This is a genomic window from Pseudomonas sp. LB3P93 (genome assembly GCF_054898025.1).
Map to the genome: position 1 here is coordinate 1,216,697 of NZ_CM142713.1, position 16,607 is coordinate 1,233,303.

14 protein-coding genes are annotated in these 16,607 nt (G+C 58.0%); 9 read left to right on the forward strand and 5 right to left on the reverse strand.

What is annotated here, in order from left to right:
* The first annotated feature begins 6 nt into the window (after positions 1 to 6).
* The 3 genes from thrC to ACYZT8_RS05275 all read left to right on the forward strand — a co-directional run bounded on the left by thrC (position 7) and on the right by ACYZT8_RS05275 (position 3,343).
* Positions 7 to 1,416, forward strand: a complete 1,410-nt coding sequence (gene thrC / locus ACYZT8_RS05265) for a threonine synthase (protein WP_401363818.1) — start codon at positions 7 to 9, stop codon at positions 1,414 to 1,416.
* A 121-nt stretch (positions 1,417 to 1,537) separates the two neighbouring features.
* A complete protein-coding gene (locus ACYZT8_RS05270) occupies positions 1,538 to 2,893 on the forward strand; it encodes a transporter substrate-binding domain-containing protein (protein ID WP_461979788.1) in 1,356 nt (451 codons plus the stop codon).
* A 162-nt stretch (positions 2,894 to 3,055) separates the two neighbouring features.
* Positions 3,056 to 3,343, forward strand: coding sequence for a DUF3509 domain-containing protein (locus ACYZT8_RS05275; protein ID WP_461979790.1), 288 nt, complete (start codon positions 3,056 to 3,058; stop codon positions 3,341 to 3,343).
* A gap of 169 nt (positions 3,344 to 3,512) precedes the next feature.
* Here ACYZT8_RS05275 and ACYZT8_RS05280 read toward each other — a convergent pair whose 3' ends face one another.
* Both ACYZT8_RS05280 and ACYZT8_RS05285 read right to left on the reverse strand, forming a co-directional pair.
* Positions 3,513 to 4,472: a TIGR02285 family protein gene (locus tag ACYZT8_RS05280; RefSeq protein ID WP_461979791.1), complete on the reverse strand. Its 960-nt coding sequence runs from the start codon at positions 4,470 to 4,472 to the stop codon at positions 3,513 to 3,515.
* The gene (locus ACYZT8_RS05285; protein WP_461979793.1) at positions 4,420 to 5,619 is read right to left on the reverse strand and encodes a CaiB/BaiF CoA transferase family protein; all 1,200 of its coding nucleotides are present in this window, start codon (positions 5,617 to 5,619) and stop codon (positions 4,420 to 4,422) included. Before ACYZT8_RS05285 ends, ACYZT8_RS05280 begins: the two co-directional genes overlap by 53 nt.
* 147 nt (positions 5,620 to 5,766) lie before the next feature.
* Here ACYZT8_RS05285 and ACYZT8_RS05290 point away from each other — a divergent pair, with 147 nt between their 5' ends.
* The 3 genes from ACYZT8_RS05290 to ACYZT8_RS05300 all read left to right on the forward strand — a co-directional run bounded on the left by ACYZT8_RS05290 (position 5,767) and on the right by ACYZT8_RS05300 (position 9,552).
* Positions 5,767 to 6,309, forward strand: a complete 543-nt coding sequence (locus tag ACYZT8_RS05290) for a YaeQ family protein (protein ID WP_008151638.1) — start codon at positions 5,767 to 5,769, stop codon at positions 6,307 to 6,309.
* A 67-nt stretch (positions 6,310 to 6,376) separates the two neighbouring features.
* The gene (gene recJ, locus ACYZT8_RS05295; protein WP_461979795.1) at positions 6,377 to 8,086 is read left to right on the forward strand and encodes a single-stranded-DNA-specific exonuclease RecJ; all 1,710 of its coding nucleotides are present in this window, start codon (positions 6,377 to 6,379) and stop codon (positions 8,084 to 8,086) included.
* A 359-nt stretch (positions 8,087 to 8,445) separates the two neighbouring features.
* Positions 8,446 to 9,552 carry an NADH:flavin oxidoreductase/NADH oxidase gene (locus ACYZT8_RS05300; RefSeq protein ID WP_461979797.1) on the forward strand — a complete coding sequence of 369 codons (1,107 nt, stop codon included), beginning with the start codon at positions 8,446 to 8,448 and terminating at the stop codon, positions 9,550 to 9,552.
* A gap of 206 nt (positions 9,553 to 9,758) precedes the next feature.
* On the opposite strand, the gene ACYZT8_RS05305 is transcribed toward ACYZT8_RS05300, so the two are convergent.
* Positions 9,759 to 11,384, reverse strand: coding sequence for a glucan biosynthesis protein D (locus ACYZT8_RS05305; protein ID WP_461979799.1), 1,626 nt, complete (start codon positions 11,382 to 11,384; stop codon positions 9,759 to 9,761).
* Between the two features lie 392 nt (positions 11,385 to 11,776).
* Between ACYZT8_RS05305 and ACYZT8_RS05310 the strand changes: the two genes are divergently transcribed.
* The gene (locus tag ACYZT8_RS05310) at positions 11,777 to 11,962 is read left to right on the forward strand and encodes a hypothetical protein (RefSeq protein WP_438662641.1); all 186 of its coding nucleotides are present in this window, start codon (positions 11,777 to 11,779) and stop codon (positions 11,960 to 11,962) included.
* A 59-nt stretch (positions 11,963 to 12,021) separates the two neighbouring features.
* Here ACYZT8_RS05310 and ACYZT8_RS05315 read toward each other — a convergent pair whose 3' ends face one another.
* Entirely contained in the window at positions 12,022 to 12,534 is a 513-nt protein-coding gene (locus ACYZT8_RS05315) for a BRO-N domain-containing protein (protein ID WP_461979801.1), read from the reverse strand.
* 442 nt (positions 12,535 to 12,976) lie between these two features.
* Here ACYZT8_RS05315 and ACYZT8_RS05320 point away from each other — a divergent pair, with 442 nt between their 5' ends.
* Together ACYZT8_RS05320 and ACYZT8_RS05325 are read left to right on the forward strand one after the other, a co-directional pair.
* Positions 12,977 to 14,227, forward strand: a complete 1,251-nt coding sequence (locus ACYZT8_RS05320; protein WP_461979803.1) for an AAA family ATPase — start codon at positions 12,977 to 12,979, stop codon at positions 14,225 to 14,227.
* Positions 14,228 to 14,229: 2 nt separating this feature from the next.
* A complete protein-coding gene (locus tag ACYZT8_RS05325; RefSeq protein WP_461979805.1) occupies positions 14,230 to 14,856 on the forward strand; it encodes an RloB family protein in 627 nt (208 codons plus the stop codon).
* Positions 14,857 to 14,906: 50 nt separating this feature from the next.
* Here the strand turns inward: ACYZT8_RS05325 and ACYZT8_RS05330 are convergent, their stop codons facing one another.
* Positions 14,907 to 16,391, reverse strand: a complete 1,485-nt coding sequence (locus tag ACYZT8_RS05330; RefSeq protein WP_461979807.1) for an APC family permease — start codon at positions 16,389 to 16,391, stop codon at positions 14,907 to 14,909.
* Positions 16,392 to 16,607 lie beyond the last annotated feature (216 nt).

Below are 16,607 nucleotides of genomic sequence, written 5' to 3' on the forward strand. Positions count from 1 at the left end.
CCAGTCATGCGTTATATCAGTACCCGCGGCCAGGCACCGGCCCTGAATTTCGAAGATGTCCTGCTGGCCGGTCTCGCCACCGACGGCGGTCTGTACGTCCCGGAAAACCTGCCACGTTTCACCCAGGAAGAAATTGCTTCCTGGGCCGGCCTGCCGTATCACGAGCTGGCCTTCCGCGTGATGCGCCCGTTCGTCACCGGCAGCATCCCGGATGCCGATTTCAAAAAGATTCTTGAAGAAACCTACGGTGTGTTTTCCCACAACGCCGTGGCACCGTTGCGTCAGTTGAACGGCAACGAATGGGTGCTCGAGCTGTTCCACGGCCCGACCCTGGCGTTCAAGGATTTCGCCCTGCAACTGCTCGGTCGCTTGCTCGACTACGTGCTGGAAAAACGCGGCGAGCGCGTGGTGATTGTCGGCGCCACCTCTGGTGATACCGGTTCGGCCGCCATCGAAGGCTGCAAGCACTGCGAAAACGTCGACATCTTCATCCTGCACCCACACAACCGTGTGTCCGAAGTGCAGCGTCGCCAGATGACTACCATCTTCGGCGAGAACATCCACAACATCGCCATCGAAGGCAACTTCGATGACTGCCAGGAAATGGTCAAGGCGAGCTTCGCCGACCAGAGCTTCCTCAAAGGCACGCGTCTGGTGGCGGTGAACTCGATCAACTGGGCGCGGATCATGGCCCAGATCGTTTACTACTTCCACGCAGCCCTGCAGTTGGGCGGCCCGGCACGTTCGGTGTCGTTCTCGGTGCCGACCGGCAACTTCGGCGACATCTTCGCCGGTTACCTGGCGCGCAACATGGGCCTGCCGATCAACCAATTGATCGTCGCCACCAACCGCAACGACATCCTGCACCGCTTCATGAGCGGCAATCAGTACGTCAAGGAAACCCTGCACGCCACGCTGTCGCCTTCGATGGACATCATGGTCTCGTCGAACTTCGAACGCCTGCTGTTCGACCTGCATGGTCGCAACGGCGCCGCGATTGCCGGTTTGATGGATACGTTCAAGCAGGGTGGCGGTTTCAGCGTCGAAGAGGAGCGCTGGACCGAAGCCCGCAAGCTGTTCGATTCCCTTGCCGTGGACGATGCACAAACCTGCGAAACCATCGCCGAAGTCTACGAGCAAACCGGTGAGCTGCTGGATCCGCACACCGCCATCGGTGTGAAGGCTGCGCGCGAATGCCGTCGTAGCCTGGATATTCCAATGGTGATTCTCGGCACCGCCCATCCGGTCAAATTCCCGGATGCAGTGGAGAAAGCCGGCGTAGGAAAAGCGCTCGAACTACCTGCACATCTTTCTGATTTGTTTGAGCGAGATGAGCGTTGCACCGTGTTGCCGAATGATTTGAAAGCCGTGCAGGCCTTTGTCAGCCAGCATGGCAACCGCGGCAAGCCTCTGTAACCGCTAAAAGCTGTCACATTTTGAAGCCCGTCTCCTGACGGGCTTTCTCATTTCTGCATGCCACACTTGTCGCGTTTTCGCCCCAGGAAGGACGGGCGAGTGGATCGCGAAGGAAGTGGTAATGCTGTTTTTCAGAGGATTAAAGCCAGCCGTGTGCTGGATGTTTTTGATCGGCGTCCTGGGTTTTGCCCAAGGGGGGGCGGCCGCCCAATTGGCGATTCCTGAGTCCAGGGGCTCGGCAGCTGGCGCAACCATCGAGCTGGATGCTCAGGAATCAACGTGGATTGCCGAGCACCCGCAAGTCATTGTTGCGTCGGTGCAATACCCGCTTTATCTGTTCAAGGATGAGCACGGTCAATGGAGCGGTTTGAACAACGACCTGCTCAATCGCATCAGTGCCATGACGGGTTTGCAGTTTGTTCACGAAGAGTCGTTTTCTACCGATCAACTGCTCGGGCGTCTGGAGAGTGGCGAGGCGGATATGAGCACCACCCTGGCAATGAATGAGGAGCGCAAGGCGTTCCTGGATTTCAGTCATGCGTTCGGTGGCGCTGGTTGGGTGGTTGTCGGGCGGGCAGATGCACCTGTCGTGCACTCCCTTGAGCAGTTGGTAAAAAGAGTGCTGGTGTTGCCGGCCCGGCACGCCCTCGAAGGCACGATTCGCCGCGACTACCCGGCGATCGAGTTGCGCACGGTCAAGACTTACGCCGAAGCCAGGGCGCTGGTTGAAAGTGGTGAAGCCTTTGCCACCATCGAAAATGAAATCGGGGCGCAACTCTATCCGTTGGGACAACTCAAGTTCGGGCGGGCAGTGGAGGGCAAATGGGAGGCTGATCACCTCGCGGTTCGCAAAGGTCAGTCGCCGTTGCTGAGCATTCTGAACAAGGCGCTCGAGGCTTTCCCTGCGGAGGAATTACGCGCCATTCGCCTGAAATGGCTCAATGGGATCGCTCCCGTTCAGCCACCGTCTCCCTGGCGGCAGATGACTCACTGGGTTTGCTGGGGCATGTTTATCGTCAGCCTGTTCGGCCTGCTTTCCCTGCTCTGGAACCGCAGGCTGGCAGCGCTGATCAAGCAGCGTATAGACGCTGAGAAAGGTCTGGGGGACCAGCTTGCGTTCCAGCAAGCCTTGATGGACGCCATGCCCGATCCGATGTTTGTTCGTGATCTGGAAGGGCGCTTGATCATGTGCAACAAGAGTTACGAGGAAAGCCTCGGCACCCGATTTGATCAGGTTCAGGGCCGACAGCTGATTGAACTCGATGTGTTGCCCAAAGAGACCGCAGCGCTGCTGCATGCCGAATTCGTGGCTCAGCTGGAGACTCGAAAGCAACGCTTCAGTGAACGTCAACTGATGTTCAACAACGGTGTCAGGGACATCTACCAGTGGACAGTGCCGTTCTACAGCGCCGACGGTCAATTGCGAGGGTTGCTGGGGGGATGGACGGATATTGGTCACCGGACAAGGTCAATGTGAATCGGCTGTTTTTTCCTTGTCATCTTTGCCGTGCATGCTCTATCGACCAGGGACGCCGACGCGTCTGCGCCTGGAATCCAGAACTTTCTTCTCGGGCCAGTGGTCACTTACTGTGAACACGCCCCAGGCACTTTGTTTTCGGACTATTGAGTGGTGATCGAGATGGAAAGTATCAGTCTATTGCTCGGTGAGGCTCTGAGCCCGTATCAGGTCACGCTGACCCCGTCGGGCGCCCATGGCGAATGCCTGGTGACACTGAAGAATGCGACCGGCGCGATCGTGGTCGAACGGGCGTTCAATCAAGCCCAGTTAACCGATTACCGTCTGCTGACGGATGTCGTCGACGGCTTGCACCGCGACGTGTTGATTGCCGAAGGACGGCTGGAACCCTGCGTCATCGCGGCTTTGCGTCATGCTGCCCAGGACAAGGTTCTGGCCCGCCGAAATTGAATTTTTTTTTGTGGGAACCTTCCGGCTCTCAGGTCAGTCAGAGCATGTAACAGCAGGATCAAGCATTGTGCTCCGGTGCTTGTAGCTTGCTGTTACTGGTCTTTATGTAGGCCACGTTTAACCCCGAGTCGTCTCCCCACTTCTCGGGGTTTCTTTTGCCTGCGATTTGTCATTGCCCGATTTGTTGCTCGAAAAAGGCTTTGGTTTCTTTCAGGTAATCGTCGCGTCTTTCCGGGTCAAGCCAGTCAGCGTACAGCTGATCCAATCGATCATGGGGCAGGGTGCGCAACAGCCGATTGATCTCGAGGATGGCTTGTCGACCCTGGGGCGTATTGGAACAACCTATGTGCCCGGACAGGTATTTACCCGTGCCCTTGACCGGGAAAAACTCTAGCTGATCGTTGGCGATGTGCTCTCGATTGGCCTGATAACGAATCTCCGGCCAATATCCCAAGACCATTTGCAAACGGCCCAGGCGCTGCATCTGCAACAGGCTGGCGAGGGCATCGTTGCCGAAATGGGGAGTCAGCGCGTCCGGTGGCGCCAGTTTCAGCAGCGTGTCGAGAACTTGGCCATAACTGCGCTCGGCGACGACGCCGATTTTTTTCCCGCCACTGGCCAGCAGTGTCGCGAGATCGACTTCGCCGTCGATCAGAAAAGGATCCAGCACCGCACGGTCTGCCCGGCGGACGACAAGTCCATTGCTCACCGCGCGGAAGGCCGGAATCGAGAACGCAATCCACTGTTCACGCGCCTTGGTCCAAACCAGCGAGGGATCGCAGGTAAACGATTCTTCCTGGAGCATCTGCATGCCGCGGGCCCGGTTGACCCGCATCAGGGCATGCTCGTACTGCGGCATGCCGGCAATCAACAGCGGCAGGATCTGATCGACAATCCCCTGGCCTTTTTTCGGACCTTCGAAAATCATCGTGGGCGGCAAGTCGCGCAGTAACCAGATCAGCGTCTCTTTGGGTTGCGCCAAAACCGGTGTCGCCAGTCCGGCCAATAGCCCCAGCACCGCTGCTGTACGCCAGTTGCGGGTGGTGTGAATGGCTGTTGAAAGCAGGCGTTTCAGCTTAGATAGCCCCGTCTCCGCGCAGCTTGGCAATCTGGTGCTGGTCGTAACCAAGTTCGTTGAGTACCTGTCCGTTGTGCTCACCCAGTTGGGGCCCGACCCATTCGCAATCGCCGGGTGTCTCAGAGAGTTTCGGCACAATCCCCGGCATCTTGAAGTCTTTCCCGTCCGGCAGCTTGGCCTGAAGGAACATTTCCCGGGCCAGGTATTGCGGATCGCTGAACATGTCTTCGGCGCTGAAGATCCGGCTGACGGGCACATCGGCCTGATTCAGCAGCGCGAGTACGGTGTCCAGCGGCTGCGAATTGACCCAGCGATCGATCACCCCGTAAATCTCGTCGCGGCGGCTGTCGCGTCCGTCGTTGCTGGCGAGCAGCGGGTCGTTGGCCAGGTCTTCGCGACCGATGATCAGCATGAAGCGTTTGAAGATCGCGTCGCCATTGGCGCCGATCTGCACATGCTTGCCGTCGGCGCTGGTGTGGATCGAGGAGGGCGTGATGCCCGGCATGATGTTGCCGGTGCGCTCACGGATGAAGCCGAACACGTCGAACTCCGGCACCATGCTTTCCATCATGGCGAAGATCGCTTCATACAGCGCGACGTCCACCACCTGGCCCTGGCCGCCGTTGACCTCGCGATGACGCAACGCCATCAGCGCGCCAATCACGCCCCACAGTGCGGCAATCGAGTCACCGATGGAAATCCCGGTGCGCACTGGTGGTCGGTCTTCGAATCCGGTGATGTAACGCAGGCCACCCATGGATTCACCAACGGCACCAAAACCTGGCTGATCTTTCATCGGCCCGGTCTGGCCAAACCCCGACAGCCGCACCATCACCAGTTTCGGGTTGAGGGCGTGCAAGACGTCCCAGCCCAGACCGAGCTTTTCCAACACGCCAGGGCGAAAATTCTCGATCAGGATGTCCGCTTCGCTCAGCAGCTTTTTCAGAATCGCCAGCCCGTCCGGGTGTTTCAGGTTCAGGGTCAGGGACTTTTTGTTGCGGGCCTGGACGAACCACCACAGCGAGGTGCCTTCATACAGTTTTCGCCATTTGCGCAGCGGATCACCGCCGTCGGGGGATTCGATCTTGATCACTTCGGCGCCGAACTCACCGCAAATGCGCGAGGCAAACGGCCCGGCGATCAAGGTGCCCAATTCGATGACTTTCAGACCTGAGAGCGGTTTGGCGGAGAACGGCATGCTGGATCCTGTAGGACAAAGGCTGAGCGGATATAGCCTTTTAACATAGCCGAATGTCAGACGACCAAGGTTGATCGCCTTCAATTCGTTGATTGCCTACTGCATCGGTTAGACTTGCCGCCTTTCCCCGTATCAAGAAGCCCGTTCATGGCCCAGCCGTCCACGACCTACAAGTTTGAACTGAACCTCACCGACCTCGACCGCAGCGTCTACGAGAGCGTGAAGCAGACCATCGCCCGTCACCCTTCGGAAACCGAAGAGCGCATGACCGTGCGGCTGCTGGCCTACGCCTTCTGGTACAACGAGCAGCTGTCGTTCGGACGCGGTCTGTCAGACGTGGACGAACCTGCCCTGTGGGAAAAGAGCCTGGACGACCGTGTCCTGCACTGGATCGAAGTCGGCCAGCCAGACGCTGATCGCCTGACCTGGTGCTCGCGCCGTACCGAGCGCACCAGCCTGTTGGCCTACGGCAGCCTGCGCGTCTGGGAAACCAAAGTGATCCCGGCGATCAAGAACCTGAAAAACGTGCACATCGCGGCTGTTCCGCAGGATGTTCTGGAAACCCTGGCCAAAGACATGCCCCGCGTTATCAAGTGGGACGTGATGATCAGCGAAGGGACGATTTTCGTCACCGACGACCGTGGTCAGCATGAAGTCCAGTTGCAGTGGCTGAGCGGCGAACGCGGCTGATTTTTTCGCCGTTCGTTCGCGTTATCCGGTTTTATCCTACGTATTCAAGAGAAGCACCTGTCACCCCATGCGCATCGAACCTCGCCTGTTGCCCGACACCCTGCCATTCCTCGGTGATCTGCCGCCGCTGCTGACGCGTCTATACGCGGCGCGGGGCGTGCAATCGGAGGCAGAACTGGACAAGAGCCTGGCGCGGCTGATTCCGTTCCAGCAGCTCAAGGGCATCGATGCGGCGGTGGATTTGCTGGTGACGGCGCTGGAGCAGCGCCAGCGGATTCTGATTGTCGGCGACTTCGACGCCGATGGCGCGACCGCCAGTACCGTGGGCGTGCTGGGGTTGCGGCTGCTGGGGGCGGCGCATGTCGATTACCTGGTGCCGAACCGATTCGAGTATGGCTATGGCCTGACCCCGGAAATCGTTGAGGTGGCGCTGACGCGCACGCCCCAGTTGCTGATCACCGTGGACAACGGCATCTCCAGTGTCGAAGGCGTGGCGGCGGCGAAAAAAGCTGGCCTGAACGTGCTGGTCACCGACCACCACTTGCCCGGCGACGAACTGCCGCTGGCGGATGCCATCGTCAATCCGAACCAGCCGGGTTGCGAGTTTTCGAGCAAGGCATTGGCCGGCGTCGGGGTGATTTTCTATGTATTGATGGCCCTGCGCGCACGGTTGCGCAGCCTCGGCTGGTACGCGAACACGCCGCAGCCAAACATTGGCGAGTTGCTGGACCTGGTGGCGCTGGGCAGCGTCGCCGACGTGGTGCCGCTGGATGCCAACAACCGGATTCTGGTGCACCAAGGCCTTGAGCGGATTCGCGCCGGCCGTGCCCGTCCGGGGATCAAGGCGATTCTCGAAGTGGCCAAGCGTGAACCGGCGCGCATCACCTCGACCGACCTGGGCTTCATTGTCGGCCCGCGCCTGAATGCGGCGGGGCGCCTGGACGACATGAGCCTGGGCATCGAATGCCTGATCACCGACGACGCAGGTCTGGCGCGGGAAATGGCCGTGCAGCTCGACGGCATGAACCAGGACCGAAAATCCATCGAGCAGGGCATGCAGCGTGAAGCGCTGGCTCAGCTCAAGGATCTGCCGGTTGAATCGATGCCGTTTGGCTTGTGCCTGTTTGATCCCGAGTGGCACCAGGGTGTCATCGGAATCCTCGCCTCGCGTATGAAAGAGCGTTATTTCCGTCCGACCATTGCCTTTGCCGATGCCGGCGATGGGTTGCTCAAGGGCTCGGGGCGTTCGGTTCAGGGTTTCCATATTCGCGATGCCTTGAGTGTGGTGGCAGCGCAGCATCCAAACCTGATCAGTAAATACGGCGGCCATGCCATGGCGGCCGGTTTGACTTTGCCGGAAGCGAATTTTCCGTTGTTCGCCGAGGCCTTTGACGCTGAAGTGCGCAGGCAATTGCGCGAAGAAGACCTGACCGGGCGTCTGCTGTCGGATGGCACGCTGGCGGTCGAGGAATTCCACCTGGAACTGGCCCGCGCGCTGCGGCATGCCGGACCTTGGGGGCAGCACTTCCCGGAGCCGCTGTTCCATGGCGTGTTTCAGTTGGTTGAACAGCGGGTCGTTGGTGAGCGACATCTCAAAGTGGTGCTGAAAAGCGAATGCGGCTCGGTGAAACTTGATGGCATTGCCTTCGGCATTGACCGCGACATCTGGCCGAACCCGACTATCAAATGGGTGGAACTGGCCTACAAACTCGACCTCAACGAGTTTCGCGGGAACGAGACGGTGCAGCTGATGATTGCCCACATCGAACCCAGATAATGGCCCATTGCTTATGTGGCGAGGGAGCTTGCTCCCGCTGGGCTGCGCAGCAGCCCTAAAGCCTGCTATCGAATTTTGCCAGACACACCGCACCGAATGGTTTTACGACTGCTGCGCAGCCGAACGGGGGCAAGCCCCCTCGCCACAGGTTCTGCGTTGATCTCTAATTTGGGGTGTTTCAATTCTTGAACCCTCCCTCATCCCCCGATGTCGACTAGGCTCTAAGCACTGCTTGATTGGCCTTGTGACGTCTTGTCGAATGTTTTGCCCGCGGGGGCGGGTGCTGCGCCTTTTTCCTGTCACTCGTCGACTTTTCAAACAGAACCCTGGAGCCTGCCCACTGATTCGAGAGGTGCCCCATGAGTCTGCTGCTTGAACCCTATACCCTTCGTCAATTGACCCTGCTCAACCGCATTGCCGTTTCACCGATGTGCCAGTACTCCAGCGTCGATGGCCTGGCCAATGACTGGCACCTGGTCCACCTCGGCAGCCGTGCCGTCGGCGGCGCCGGTCTGGTTTTCACCGAAGCCACGGCGATCACAGCCGACGGGCGCATCACCGCCGAGGATCTCGGCTTGTGGAATGACGAACAGATCGAACCCCTGCAACGCATCACGCGCTTCATCGCCGCTCAGGGCGCGGTGGCCGGCATTCAATTGGCGCACGCCGGGCGCAAGGCCAGCACCCATCGGCCGTGGATCGGCAAGCATGGCAGCGTCAAGCCAGAAGACGGTGGCTGGGTGCCGGTGGGGCCTTCGCCGATTGCTTTCGACCCGCAGCACACGCACCCGACACAGCTCGATGAAGGCCAGATCGCAGAAGTCATTCAGGCTTTTGTCGCCGCAGCCAAGCGAGCGCTGACCGCCGGTTTCAAAGTGGTCGAAATACACGCCGCTCACGGATACCTGTTGCATCAGTTTCTTTCACCGCTGAGCAATCAGCGACGCGATCAATATGGCGGTTCGTTCGAGAACCGGATCCGGCTGGTGCTGCAAGTCACCGAAGCGGTGCGTGCTGTCTGGCCTGAAGAACTGCCGTTGTTCGTGCGAGTGTCGGCCACCGATTGGGTGGAAGACGGCTGGAACCCGGATGAAACGGTGGAGTTGGCGCGACGCCTGAAAGACCTGGGCGTGGACTTGATAGACGTTTCGTCGGGCGGTACGGCGGCCAACGCTGAAATCCCTACAGGGCCGGGCTATCAAACCCGCTTCGCCGAACGTGTGCGCAAGGAGTCAGGCATCGCCACCGGTACGGTAGGAATGATTACCGAGCCGGCCCAGGCCGAGCACATATTGCGCACCTGCCAGGCGGACATCATCTTCCTCGCGCGGGAACTGTTGCGCGATCCGTATTGGCCGCTGCATGCGGATGATGATTTGGGTGGTCGCAAGGCGATCTGGCCGGCGCAGTATCAGCGGGCGACGCATCGGGATCAGCCGATTCATGAGTCGGATTTGCGGGACTGAATGCGGCTGTAAAACCAAAAAGCCCCGATCGAGTTGATCGGGGCTTTTGTGTTTCTGGGCCGGGATGTTTGTTGTCTGGGCTGGCCCCATCGCGAGCAGGCTCGCTCCCACATTGGATCTCCATGTGACACAGCTTGTGTCCGACGAAGATCCCCTGTGGGAGCGAGCCTGCTCGCGATGGGGCCAGCCCAAACAACCTTTTACTATCAGGTGTACTTACGCTTATCCGGAGCCGGAGGGAAATACTGGTACAACCAGGTCTCACTCAACGTCCGGTCATTGGTGCGGATGAACAACCGCAGCTCAACCGGCGCCACGCTGTCGTTGGTCGGGTACCAATCGAAGGTAATCCGATAGCCTTTGATGTCATCCAGCACCAGCACATTGAAGTCCTTCACCTCGCCGTTCGAACACGTAACCACCGGCTCGATCCCCGCGCCTTCCGGCAAACGGTCCAGACCGCCACCGGTGAAGTCCACGGCAAACCGCCGTGCCCAGACTTCCGGGTAATGCTCGCCCGGTGCCCAGCCTTCGATGAAGCCGCCCATGCCCGAACGGGTCGCGTTGACCCGCGCCAACGGTGTGCCCACGGGTGGCAGGGCGCTCCAGTAGAGCTTGTAGCCATAGTTCAGGGAATCACCGGCCGCGACCGGTTTTTTCGGGGTCCAGAACGCGACGATGTTATCGAGGGTTTCGCCAGTCGTAGGAATTTCCAACAAATCGATAGAGCCTTCGCCCCAAGCGGTCGTAGGTTCTACCCACAGGCTCGGGCGCTTGCTGTACCAGTCGACGGTGTCCTGATAATTGGCGAACTCGTGATCGGTCTGCAGCAGGCCGAAACCTTTCGGATCGGTGTCGGCGAAGGCGTTGAATTGCAGGGTCGCCGGGTTGTTCAGCGGCCGGCAGATCCACTCGCCGTTACCGCGCCACATCGCCAGGCGATCCGAGTCGTGGATTTGCGGGTGAATGGTGTCGCACATGCGGCGCTCGTGGGTGCCGCAGCTGAACATGCTGGTCATCGGTGCGATGCCCAGTTGTTCGATGGCGGTGCGCGCATTGATGTGGGCGTCAACCTCCATCACCACGCGTTCGGCCTGGCAATCGATGTCGAAGCGGTACGCACCGGTGGCGCTCGGCGAATCCAGCAGGGCGTAGACCACGAACCGGGTACTGTCCTTGGTCGGGGTTTCGAACCAGAACTTGGTGAAGTCCGGGAATTCCTCACGCTTCTTGGCGTAGGTATCGACCGCCAACCCGCGCGCCGACAGGCCGTACTGGCCGGTGGCGTCTACCGCACGGAAATAACTGGCGCCGAGGAAGGACAACACGTCATGCCTGTCCAGTTCCGGTGCCTTGAACAGCTTGAACCCGGAAAACCCCAGGTCGCCGGTGAGCTGTTTGGTGTCGACCGTGGTTTTTTCATAGTTGAACAGGGAAGGGCGGAAATGCACTTCACGTGCCTGACGCGTCTTGGGATCGACGCTGTACATGCGCACCGGCTGCTTGAAGCCCATGCCGACGTGGAAAAACTGCACGTCCAGCTGACCGTTCAGGTCCTTCCACAGCGAGTGGTTGCCGTCGTAGCGGATCGCGTTGAAATTCTGCGGCGTCATGGTCGCCAGCGTCGGCGGCAGCACCTGCTTGGTGTCCTGATAGCGATTGCCGGCGAGTTGCTTGGCCTGAATCTTCAGCGCCTCGAAATCGAACGCCTGGGCCTCGCCATCAGCAGCGCCGTTGCCCGCCCAGGCACGCGCTGCCAGCAGGCCGGAGGCTGACAAGCCGGTATAGGCAGCGATGGCCATGGACGCTTTGAGCAAATTCCTGCGATGCATAAGTACAACCTGTCGTTAACAATCCCGCGCCGTTCCTGGCACGTGCTGGATCAAAAATATCGGTTCGGACATGCCTTCGGCCAAACGCAACGGACTTTAAACAGATAACAAATAGCTTAAACCGTTCGGTTGCAGAGAAAAAATGATTGGTAGCACTTTGATGATGCGGCAATGAAACAAGAAATGTCGGTTAAGTTTTCCGACAGCACTTTCTGATTTATAGGGCATTTCTGCTTTTTTTGACTAATTACTCTAAAAACTGCTTTTCAGCGTCGGGAATGTTCCTATTCTGTGTTCATGACCGGTTTCTGCCCTTCAGGCCGGCGACTAATGAAAAGGATAGGGCGATGCGGTTTTTGAAGTTTTCTCGGTCTTATAGAAGGACGTCGTCCATGACGAAAGTACAAGGCATCACCGAAATGTTAGGAATCTTTCCCTGCCTGGCGACCGGGCGGCGAAGGCATCGCCTCAATTCGGACGAAATGAAGCTGTTGGAGCGGTATCGCGAGTTATCGGAAAGCGACCGGATTGCGATGCGGTATCTGGTGGATGCGATGCGGAGTGTTTCGCGGTTTTGAGCGATAAACAAAGGGGCGGACTGTGAAGTCTGCCCCTTTTTCATTTTTTCACCCTTTCTTCAACGGCAAGTGCCCACGATCGTGAACGGTCGTTGTGACTGCATCAGATCGGGCATGTCCCGCCACTTGATCCACGCTTGATGCTGCCAGTGCAACAGCGGCACCGAGATGCCTGCCCACTGCAACGAACTCAGGCTTGGAATGTTATCCACAGGTGGCGCACTCGAATTACGCAGCATGGGGATGACTTCGTTGCTCAGCCACTGACGCAGATTTCGGTTTTCCGGGATGAAATGATGAACCAACAGGGCGTACATACCTGACTCGCTGACCATCAGCGATTCGACGGTTTTGCCGTCCTTCAGCAACCAGACGTATCGACGTTGATCGGGATCGAGTTTAAGAGTGAGGCGTTGGTCCATCGGACGGCCCATCAGGCGGCCGAGATCCTGGACGCAGAACCAGGCTTGGTTGTCCTGCATGAACGCGTGGAGAAAGCGGTTGTGGCGGGTGAAGACGGTGGGGGTGAAATGAGGATGGGTTTCAGACGGATTTAGCGTGTGCTTAAGCATTTTTTCGACTCCATGTTGAAAAAGGAGCCGCCACTAATCCTTCGACAGATTTGGGGTGGCGGACCGTGCGGCGTTCGAAGTCGGGACATTCTCGATCAACATGCAAGCCAAGAGGCCCGCGCCACACGGCCCACCATAAAGCGAAACTGAAAGGCAAAAAATTGCCCCAGTTCATATGGGGGCGCGGATGCGCCATGTTGATGATTTCCCGGCTTCGACCCCGGGTCGCTGATTTGGCAGCGACGAGGTAAAGCCTATCGGTCAGGCGCTCGCGGCGCCAAGTCTACTCTGGCGCCGCATGTTGTAGGAATTGGAGCTTTTACCGGAAGGTTCGGTCTGTAGGAATTTCCTGTTTTCGCCCGAAGTGCAGGCAAGTCGCATCAATGCCTTGGTTTTTCCTATAGTTTTTTCTGCCTTCAGGAACGAACTGCAGGTTTGCTACATGTTGATCGAATTTTCAGTTTCCAATTACCGCTCCTTCCGTGACAAGCAAACCCTGTCCATGACAGCGACGCCGCGCCTGAGCAAAAAGCGCAACATCTTCAAGCCGCCGGTGAATGGAGAGAAGTTGCCGGATTTACTGAAGGTCGCTGCGATATACGGGCCGAACGCCTCGGGTAAATCGTCGCTGATCCGGGCGATGGGAATCATGGGACGTTTGCTCGCTTCGCCCCCTGTCTCAAATGAGGAGCCACTGCCGGTTTCCCCGTTTCGTTTTGACCCGCAGCTTAACGACGAGCCGAGTTGTTTCGAATACAACTTTATTCAAGGCGCACTCCGCTATCGGTTTGTACTGCGCATGACGGTTCAGCGAATACTCGAGGAACACCTCGTTTCATACCCCAAGGGCAAGGAAACACTGCTGTATCAGCGGTGTTTGGGGGAGGAGGGTGAGCAGTACGTTTTTGGTTCAAGCCTCGAGGGGGGTAAAGAGGTTCACAATGCCTGGCGACGTTTGACCAGCCCGAAAATGTTGTTCATTGCGCAAGCCGTTGCGAACAGCAGCGAAGAGCTGACGCAATTACGAGAACCCTTTACCTGGTTTCAATCCGGCCTTCTCGTCATTGAGCAGAACAACATGATGGAATTGTCGGCGGCATCCATCAGGTTTCTTCAGATGGCATCGGACTACACCAGCGACTTGAGAGATTTTCTAAAGGAGGTCGATATTCCAGTCTCGGACATTCAGCTCAATACTGACGCAGACTCTGCTCCAGCCAATAAAAAACTTACGCTTAAAGAGTTCTTCGCCGCAGCGCGAAAAGACAAAGTGACCCTGACGCATACGAGTCATTTGGGGAAAGCGGAGTTTGATTTTTCTGAAGAGTCCGGCGGCACGAAGAACCTGATTGGATTCTGGTTGCCCTGGTTCATGATCAATCACACAGACGGGAGCGGGATACTGGCCGTCGATGAGTTGGACAGCAGCCTCCATCCAGCAATAGTGGCTGATCTGATTGCAAAACACTTGGGCAGCGGGCAGAACACCCAGCTGATTTTTACAACTCACGACACCCATTTGATGAATACCCAGACGCTTCGGCGAGATCAATTCTGGATCACCGAGCGCGATGCCAATGGTGCAACTTGCCTTTTTTCCGTCCACGATTTTGACGGGCGCGAGGGAGAGGATGTCGAAAAGCGTTACTTCGAAGGCCGTTACCGTGGTTTGCCGCTAATCAGGCGGAGGTGACCATGGTGCGCACGGCACGCTTATTTGATCGAAAGAAATCGCGGTTCAAACCGCAACCCAACGTACTGATCCTTTGTGAGGACAGTCAGTCAGGAAAGCGATACCTGGAGGATGCGGCATTTCACTTTCGAGCCAATGCTCAAGTTGAGATTGCTCATTGCGGCGTGACTCATCCAAGCGGAATTGTCGAAAGGGCAATTGCACGGCAAAAAATCTTCGATAAGGTTTTTTGTGCCTTGGACCGCGACACTCATCTTTGCTTCGACCGTGCGGTCGACTTGGCAAAGCCGCATCCGAAGATAAAGGTGATAGCGTCTTTTCCCTGTTTCGAGTTTTGGTTGCTACTGCACTTTGGCTACAACAGAAAGCCATTCGCCGCAGCGGGTGGGAAATCCCCGGGCGAACTTGTCACTAAGAGTCTTAGGGGCCAGCCTCTGATGGAGGGCTATGAGAAGGGAAAAAATGTCAGTCATTTTGATCTGTTGAAGGGAGAACCTTTCAATACTGCCAGGACACTCGCCCCTCGAGTTCTTCTCGATGCTGTTAACAGCGGTGAGCCCAATCCCAGTACGGAAATCCATTTGCTGATGAATGAGTTCGAAACCCTTTCCAAGCCTCAATCGATCTAACCTCGAAACAACTCGCCCCGGCACCGCAACCAGCACCGGGGCGAACGCATTTACCGACTAACCTTCCACGCATCCCCCGCAGGCGCCGTCCCGTGGTCATACGGCTTGGCAATCCACATGTACAACAACCCCAACCCAATAACAATCGCCGTACTCAGCACCATCGCGTAGTTGATGTACCACGCCGCATCCGGCGTGCGCGGCCAGGCCATGTTGATGATTGCGCCGACGCCATAAACCAGCGCGCCGATGTTCACCGCCCAGCCCCATCCACCGAGGGTGAATTTGCCGCTCGGTTTCCAGCCTTTCATGCGCGCATACAGCGCTGCGAGCACGATCATCTGGAACGCCAGGTAGATACCGATGGCCGCGAAGCTGACGATGGTGGCCACCGCATCTTGCAGGAAGAAGCCGAGGATGATGATCAGCGCCGGCAAGACGCCAGACACGAATAGCGCAGCAACCGGCACCTGAGTCGTAGGAGAGATCTTCTTCAGCAGTGAGCTGCCGATGACCATTTCATCCCGGGCGTAGGAATACAGCAGACGACTCGCCGCCGCTTGCAGGCTGATGACGCAGGAGATGAAGGAAATCATCACCACGCCCATCACCACTTTCGAGCCGACCGGACCGAACGCGTTGTTGAGGATGGTGGTGACCGGGTCTTTGTCGGTGCCGTTGATCACGGCTTGCATGTCCGGCACGGCGAGGATCAGCGCCAGGCAGGCGAACATTGCCGCGATGCCGCCGATGTAGATGGTCATGCGCATGGCCACCGGGATCTGCTTGCTCGGGTTCGGGGTTTCTTCGGCCACGTCGCCGCAGGCTTCGAAGCCGTAGTACAGGAACATCCCCGCCAGCGAGGCGGTGAGGAAGGCCGGCAAGTATGAGCCATCGATGCTGATATCGAAGGTGTTGAACAACACGCTGATCGACTGGTGACGCTCGAAGATCAGCAGGTAAACGCCAACAATCACAGCGCCGACCAGCTCGCAGAGGAAGCCGAACATGGCGATCCGCGCCAGCACTTTGGTGCCGCTGAGGTTGACCAGGGTGGCGAACAGCGTCAGGAACAATGCGATGACGATGTTGGTGTTGTTGCTCGGTTCAAAGCCCATCATTGCGGCCAGGTAAGGGCCGGCACCGACGGCAACGGCGGCGATGGTGACGCACAGGGCGATGGAGTAGATCCAGCCGACCATCCACGCCCAGCGCTTGCCGACCAAGCGACGAGCCCACGGGTAGACGCCACCGGAAATCGGGAACTGCGAGACCACTTCACCGAAGATCAAGCACACCAGCAACTGGCCGCAACCGACCAGCAAATAGGCCCAGAACATCGGTGGCCCACCGGCGGCGAGGCACAGGCCGAAGAGGGTATAAACCCCTACGACCGGCGAGAGATACGTGAAGCCCAGGGCGAAGTTTTCCCACAGGCTCATGCTGCGATTGAAGTTTGAGGTGTAACCCAACTTGCGTAGCTGCTCGGCGTCGCTGTCCGCGACGGGTACAGCGAGTTCGGGTGTTGTATCCATGGTGTTAGCTCCGGAAAATCGGCAGATTTCGGATGTCCGAAACCGTGGCGGGGCCGTGAAGGCGCTGCCCGGATCGGTGGTTATTGTTTTGTTTGTCTGGCTTTGGAACCTGGTGGCGCGTGGTGCCGGTTTCTGCCTTGAAACCGGGGTGACACCATCGCCAGCAAGCCGGCTCCTACAGGGGAATGCGATCACCTGTAGGAGCCGGCTTGAACT

Coding starts and splice junctions, on each gene's coding strand:
- thrC (WP_401363818.1), top strand. CDS start 7: ATGCGTTATATCAGTACCCGCGGCCAGGCACCGGCCCTGAATTTCGAA.
- ACYZT8_RS05270 (WP_461979788.1), top strand. CDS start 1,538: ATGCTGTTTTTCAGAGGATTAAAGCCAGCCGTGTGCTGGATGTTTTTG.
- ACYZT8_RS05275 (WP_461979790.1), top strand. CDS start 3,056: ATGGAAAGTATCAGTCTATTGCTCGGTGAGGCTCTGAGCCCGTATCAG.
- ACYZT8_RS05285 (WP_461979793.1), bottom strand. CDS start 5,619: ATGCCGTTCTCCGCCAAACCGCTCTCAGGTCTGAAAGTCATCGAATTG.
- ACYZT8_RS05290 (WP_008151638.1), top strand. CDS start 5,767: ATGGCCCAGCCGTCCACGACCTACAAGTTTGAACTGAACCTCACCGAC.
- recJ (WP_461979795.1), top strand. CDS start 6,377: ATGCGCATCGAACCTCGCCTGTTGCCCGACACCCTGCCATTCCTCGGT.
- ACYZT8_RS05300 (WP_461979797.1), top strand. CDS start 8,446: ATGAGTCTGCTGCTTGAACCCTATACCCTTCGTCAATTGACCCTGCTC.
- ACYZT8_RS05305 (WP_461979799.1), bottom strand. CDS start 11,384: ATGCATCGCAGGAATTTGCTCAAAGCGTCCATGGCCATCGCTGCCTAT.
- ACYZT8_RS05310 (WP_438662641.1), top strand. CDS start 11,777: ATGACGAAAGTACAAGGCATCACCGAAATGTTAGGAATCTTTCCCTGC.
- ACYZT8_RS05315 (WP_461979801.1), bottom strand. CDS start 12,534: ATGCTTAAGCACACGCTAAATCCGTCTGAAACCCATCCTCATTTCACC.
- ACYZT8_RS05320 (WP_461979803.1), top strand. CDS start 12,977: ATGTTGATCGAATTTTCAGTTTCCAATTACCGCTCCTTCCGTGACAAG.
- ACYZT8_RS05325 (WP_461979805.1), top strand. CDS start 14,230: ATGGTGCGCACGGCACGCTTATTTGATCGAAAGAAATCGCGGTTCAAA.
- ACYZT8_RS05330 (WP_461979807.1), bottom strand. CDS start 16,391: ATGGATACAACACCCGAACTCGCTGTACCCGTCGCGGACAGCGACGCC.